This is a genomic window from Neisseria sp. HMSC31F04 (assembly GCF_001807735.1).
GTDB classification, from domain to species: Bacteria; Pseudomonadota; Gammaproteobacteria; order Burkholderiales; family Neisseriaceae; genus Neisseria; species Neisseria elongata.
Genome location: NZ_KV790805.1, coordinates 1 through 5,005, shown reverse-complemented (window position 1 = coordinate 5,005; position 5,005 = coordinate 1). Strand labels below are relative to the sequence as shown.

The window sequence follows — 5,005 nt, the reverse complement described above, 5'->3', positions numbered from 1 at the left end:
GTCGAAGGAAGGGCTTTTTTGCAAAGATCTCAAGCAGCGATTGCGCGCGTCAATGAACTCGCTAAAACAAAAGATTGCATATTAGCTGCCTATACTGCTGATGAGAATAAATCAGATAGGATGAAAATCATAACAGTACTGAATCAACGAGAGTTTGTTTGCACAGGGCTGCTTGGTGGTGCTTTGCATGAAAAAATGTACAAAGACTTTGAATACTCCATGCTGTTACGTGACTGGGACAATTTGAGTAGCTTCATTTTTGAAATACGCCGTATCAGGAGCGCACCGACGGCCTTTCAAGAATTTGAAGCCGTAGCCCGAAAATGGAAGAAAAAGCCTCTGAAAACCAAATAGCTTAACATCCGCCGCAACATAGGCCGCCTGAAATTCAGGCGGCCTTTTATTTACCTCACTTTGACACCGCCCCGCCGTACGCCTGCCACTCCCTCAAATCGGCGGCTTGGCTGTCGGCGGTTTCCGCCAGTCCCGCATATTCCGCAGCGCAGCGTCCGAGTAGCTCCCAGCCTTCGGCACTTGCCGCGCCATCAGGTGCGGCGGCGGTTGCAGCGGTTGCGGGCAGGTTTCGGCGGCCACCTTGACGGGCGGCGTGTTGGCGCAGGCGGTCAAGCTCGCCGCGCAGATTATCCACAGCAATCTTTGCATCTTGTCTTTCCTTTTCTAACTCAACTTGCCTTTCGGCCAGTTCGGCGGCGGCACGGCGTTCTTTCTCACGCGCGGCTGTCGCCTGCTTGTTTACGGCTTCGGCCAGCGTCAGGCTGATTTTGGCCGCTTCGTCCCCCCTGCCCTTTCGGTATTGCAGGGCGCGGTCGATATACCAACCACCAAACAACAGGCCGACCGCTGCCAGCACAGCAAGGGGTTTCCAATATTTCAATTCATTCATCACACTACGCCTCGCTTACGCCTGCCGCCGCCGTGGCGGTTGTAACGGGCAGGTTGTAGCGTTCGGGCGACGGCATCGAGGGGACGGGCTTGCCGTCAACTAATTTAGACGGCCAGTAGTAGCCGTCAATAGCCGAATTGAAAAAAATCGTGCATCATTCCCCCTTTTGTTCTCGTTTGAATTTATTCTACGAAAACAAGAATTTAAGTGAGTTATTTCCAGCGAGTAAGCAAAGGAATGCCAATACGGGCGGGATGACCATGCCTGTGTGAGCGGGCGGGTATGCAGCCTAGAAAGCATATGCCGTCAGATACCAAATAAAGGCTGATATAAGCAGCATATAGCCCGACAACACTTCCCCTTTGAACGTCTGCCAGTACATCGCCGCCAGTTGCAGCAATCCGACTCCGCCGAATACCAGCATTAGCGTCAGTTCCGAAATGTCCTTGAACTTGTAGTAAACGGCACGCGCCAAATTGCCGCGCAAACCGCTACATCAGCCGCCGTAACCGGTATTAAAAAGGTTGAAACGACTGAAAACGTCGGTATGAATGCCATTCAAGCGGCGGCTGAGGCATTCAAGGCGATGGCGGGTATTCCGTATGTCGGCCCTATTCTTGCCGTTGGTGCGGCGGCTGCGGCAATGGCGGCTGTGGGTTGATGAGCAGAATGGGCGGTGGCGGTTCTTCAACCTCCACAACCACGACGCGGATTCCATCGGCGGCAGGCGGCTGGGATATCCCGACAGGCATCAACCCACTGACGCAACTGCACGAAAACGAGATGGTCTTACCTGCGGAACACGCGCAGACAATCCGTGAAATGGCGGGGCAGTCAGGTGGCGACAACAGCACGATTATCATCAACACAACGGGCGGCGACTTTGTCCACAAAAAGGATATAGCGAAGCTGCTGAAACAGATGAATCGTGATTTCAAATTGGTGTAAGTGGCAGGTCGTCTGAAAGGACGACCTTTTTTCTATGGAGGTTTTTTAAATGAGCAAGTCTATTCAATGGCTTAAATATGCCTTTGAACTTCGATTTCTTCCCGTTCGCTTTCAGCGTTGGTTGTTTAGCACGGGGACGCGGGCAGTTGAGTTTGTCAGCGGGTGTTCGATGATTGGTTATGCACTGGTTTTCGCGTTCTCGCCGAACGACATCTATAACTGGCCTATTCGTCCACACGCACAAACCGCCTTCCCGCCTCATGCCTGTCGATGTTGCTGCCATACGCACCGCGCGTCAGGTTTCCCAACACATAACGCCCGACACCTTTCAATTCGGCGGTTTCGTAAGCCAAAAACTCGCCGTCTGCATAACACAAGGTCAATAAATCGCGGCTGTCCTGCTCCGTGCCGCCCGTCAGTTGTCCTGCAGAAATTTCCACACTCAAGGTGTTCGCACGGTCAAATACCGCACCTGCGGGCAGTGCCGCCATCAGGCTGCCGTAACGCGCCTTCCCGCTTACCGCGTCGACGCGGGTGTAACTGTCGCCGTTGGTCGATACCCACACTTCCGCGCCGCCCCACATATTGCCGCCTGCGGTTGCCAGCCATATTTCAGGCTCGCCGCCCGTTAGTTGCAGGGGTGCTTCAAACATCACGGGCGCGTGTGCATTGCCAGGCGATACATTGTAGTCCGCCGAATAACCCAATGACGGCTGTGTCGGATACTCCATTGCCGAAGCCGTGCCGAACGGGAAATCTTCCGCCTTCACGTTCAATACGCCGTCTTCGTCTTCTTCGATTTCGGTAATACGGACGGGGGTCTTATCCAAACCTAGTCCGCCATCGGTTAGCGTAACCAAGTCCATAGGCTCAAGCAGGCAATATTTCCAGCCCAGCTTAAATTCATACTCATTGCGGACGTATAGGGCGCGTTGCAACAGCAATTGCGCCACCTGACGCGCCACCTTCGCATCACAGATGCCGTGCATTTTGACCGCATCTTTCGGGCGGATGCCGTATTGCTCGATATTCGCCTGGTCTTTTGCTTCCGCCACGGCGATGTTGTAGTCGTTTGCACGGTCGAGATACTCAATCTGCACCTGATTGTATGCGTCGGCATTCGTCTTGCGCTCCACGCGCACGGGGTCTTCCGCGCCCGAAACGATAAAATCGTCATCCGACAAATCATACAGCGGGGTCAGGTTCGGAATATAGGTCGCGCCGTTACCGGACAAGCCCGAATCACCGTATGGGACGATTTTCAGACGGCCTTGAGAAAACACCGCCGCCGAATTGGTCTGCTCCAACAGTTCGGCAATATTGCGCTGTGCTTCCTGCTGCTCACTGTAAACAGGGCTTAAAAAGATACCCGCCGCGCGGCAATAAGTGCCGTAAACATCCGTATCGCCCAGATTTTCAACTGGGAAGCCGCAACCGTACTTCTGATTGGTCAGTAAATCGCGGATGATGTCGCGCGGATTGGCATCGACAATCGAAGTTGAGTAGCCCAGCTTGCCGTCTACCTCGAAATTATGGCTGTAAATCTGTGCCGATTTCGTCAATTCGTAGTTCGGGCTGCACAAATAGGCCGTTCCCGAATAGCTGATGGCCTGTGCCGCATGTTTCGCCTGCTGCAAGTGCGGCCATACGGGCTGCTCTTCGCCGCCCTTGTACAAAGTCAGGCGCAACGAAGCGGGCGAAGAGAATTTTTCCTTGTCCCGCCAAATGCGGGTAACGCCTTTGATTTCGCCTTCACACAAAGCCATCATGACGGCGGCTTCGTAGGTGTACATCACGTCTTCCTGCTTCACACCGCCGCCACCCTTGCCGCCCTGCCGCGTCGTGGTCTTATGCTCGTAGGTCGTAAAATCGCCATACCAAACCAAATTGCCCGCCACGCGCGCCCGCCCGTACACCACCGGCAGAGTCAGTCCCTGCGACGACTGCTGCACCTGCAACGACAGAATCCGTTGCTCGGAAGTCGAAATAGTAGAAGATTTACCGCCCATAAAACCACCTTAAAACACTTGCAAAAAATATCAAAATTGATATAATTCAATTATATCAAAACAGATATAAAACATGAAACCATTAAATTTTTTGGGCGATTCATTGGATTGCCTGCGGCAATTCCCTGAAAACGCCAAACAAGCGGCAGGTTATCAACTGCACCGCATTCAATGCGGCGGAATGCCAGTCGATTTCAAACCCATGAGCACTATTGGCAGCGGGGTGATGGAAATCCGCCTGAGGGAAGAAGGCGGTGCATACCGCGTCATCTATACAGCCAAAATTGCCGATGCCGTCTATGTACTGCACGCCTTCCAAAAGAAAAGCCAAAAAACTGCACCCGCCGATTTGGAATTGGCGAAAAAACGTTACAACAAATTGATTCAGGAAAAGAAATAATGGAAAGCCAAACCTTCGCCTCCGTATTTGACGCACTGTGCGACACACCCGCCGAAGCCGCTAATATGCGGTTACGCGCCGACCTGATGATGCACATCGCCGATACCGTCCGCGAAAACGGTTGGACGCAAAAACAGGCCGCAGAACATTGCGGCCTGACCCAGCCGCGCATCAACGACCTGCTGAACGGGAAAATCGACAAATTTTCATTGGATGCGCTCGTGAACATCAATGCCGAACTTGGGCAGAGCATTTCCTTATCCTTCGCCCCCGCGTAAAGCCTGCCCTTTCAGGCGGCCACAAAATCAAAATAACGCACCCCGCGCCCCGACAATTCCGCCTGTCCCATATCGTCCAACACCACCCCGCGCCCGACGTAGCTGTGAATGACTTGGTTGCCGCCGATGCAGATGCCGCCGTGCGAAAACGTCCGCCCGAAACGCCATACCGCGATGCCGCCAACCTGCGGCGTTTCCACTTCGCGGCAAAAGCGGGTAATGTTGCCCAAATACCGTTCTGCGTCCCTGTGCAAATGCCAGTCTTGAGGATATGGGCGCGGGTCGAAACCGGCAGGAATCAGCCCGACCGCCCGATACACGGCGACAAGAATCATGGCGCAATCCACGCCCGCACCCTTAACCATCGCCTGATGATGATACGGCGTGCCCAACCATGACCGCGCCTCTTCCACTATCCGCTGTCGCAAATCCATTTTCAGACGGAGACCTTTGCAAAATTCCTTTT

Annotated in this window: 7 protein-coding genes and 2 pseudogenes; 4 read left to right on the top strand and 5 right to left on the bottom strand. The window is 53.6% G+C overall.

Annotated elements, in window-relative coordinates; all coding sequences use genetic code 11:
* The coding region (locus HMPREF3107_RS06295) for a DUF4760 domain-containing protein (protein ID WP_246828603.1) at positions 1-354 on the top strand (354 nt) is incomplete at its 5' end.
* A gap of 55 nt (positions 355-409) precedes the next feature.
* Here the strand turns inward: HMPREF3107_RS06295 and HMPREF3107_RS06290 are convergent.
* The 3 genes and pseudogenes from HMPREF3107_RS06290 to HMPREF3107_RS12700 all read right to left on the bottom strand — a co-directional run bounded on the left by HMPREF3107_RS06290 (position 410) and on the right by HMPREF3107_RS12700 (position 1,328).
* Entirely contained in the window at positions 410-904 is a 495-nt protein-coding gene (locus HMPREF3107_RS06290) for a hypothetical protein (protein WP_070454322.1), read from the bottom strand.
* Positions 905-908: 4 nt separating this feature from the next.
* Positions 909-1,034, bottom strand: a pseudogene (locus HMPREF3107_RS12565) (TIGR02594 family protein); the annotation flags it as partial.
* Between the two features lie 159 nt (positions 1,035-1,193).
* Positions 1,194-1,328 (bottom strand): hypothetical protein, encoded by a 135-nt coding sequence (locus tag HMPREF3107_RS12700; RefSeq protein WP_256364794.1) that lies wholly within the window; start codon positions 1,326-1,328, stop codon positions 1,194-1,196.
* A gap of 93 nt (positions 1,329-1,421) precedes the next feature.
* Between HMPREF3107_RS12700 and HMPREF3107_RS11485 the strand changes: the two are divergent.
* Positions 1,422-1,852 (top strand): annotated as a pseudogene (locus tag HMPREF3107_RS11485) (phage tail protein); the annotation flags it as partial.
* Between the two features lie 224 nt (positions 1,853-2,076).
* On the opposite strand, the gene HMPREF3107_RS06275 reads toward HMPREF3107_RS11485, so the two are convergent.
* A complete protein-coding gene (locus HMPREF3107_RS06275; protein WP_246828602.1) occupies positions 2,077-3,861 on the bottom strand; it encodes a phage tail protein in 1,785 nt (594 codons plus the stop codon).
* Positions 3,862-3,934: 73 nt separating this feature from the next.
* On the opposite strand from HMPREF3107_RS06275, the gene HMPREF3107_RS06270 reads away from it, so the two are divergent.
* Together HMPREF3107_RS06270 and HMPREF3107_RS06265 are read left to right on the top strand one after the other, a co-directional pair.
* Positions 3,935-4,261, top strand: a complete 327-nt coding sequence (locus HMPREF3107_RS06270; protein ID WP_070454318.1) for a type II toxin-antitoxin system RelE/ParE family toxin — start codon at positions 3,935-3,937, stop codon at positions 4,259-4,261.
* Positions 4,261-4,539, top strand: a complete 279-nt coding sequence (locus HMPREF3107_RS06265; protein ID WP_083284638.1) for a helix-turn-helix domain-containing protein — start codon at positions 4,261-4,263, stop codon at positions 4,537-4,539. Before HMPREF3107_RS06270 ends, HMPREF3107_RS06265 begins: the two co-directional genes overlap by 1 nt.
* Before the next feature lie 11 nt (positions 4,540-4,550).
* Here HMPREF3107_RS06265 and HMPREF3107_RS06260 read toward each other — a convergent pair whose 3' ends face one another.
* On the bottom strand, positions 4,551-4,973 hold the full coding sequence (locus tag HMPREF3107_RS06260; RefSeq protein WP_070454324.1) for a C40 family peptidase: 423 nt from the start codon (positions 4,971-4,973) through the stop codon (positions 4,551-4,553).
* Positions 4,974-5,005 lie beyond the last annotated feature (32 nt).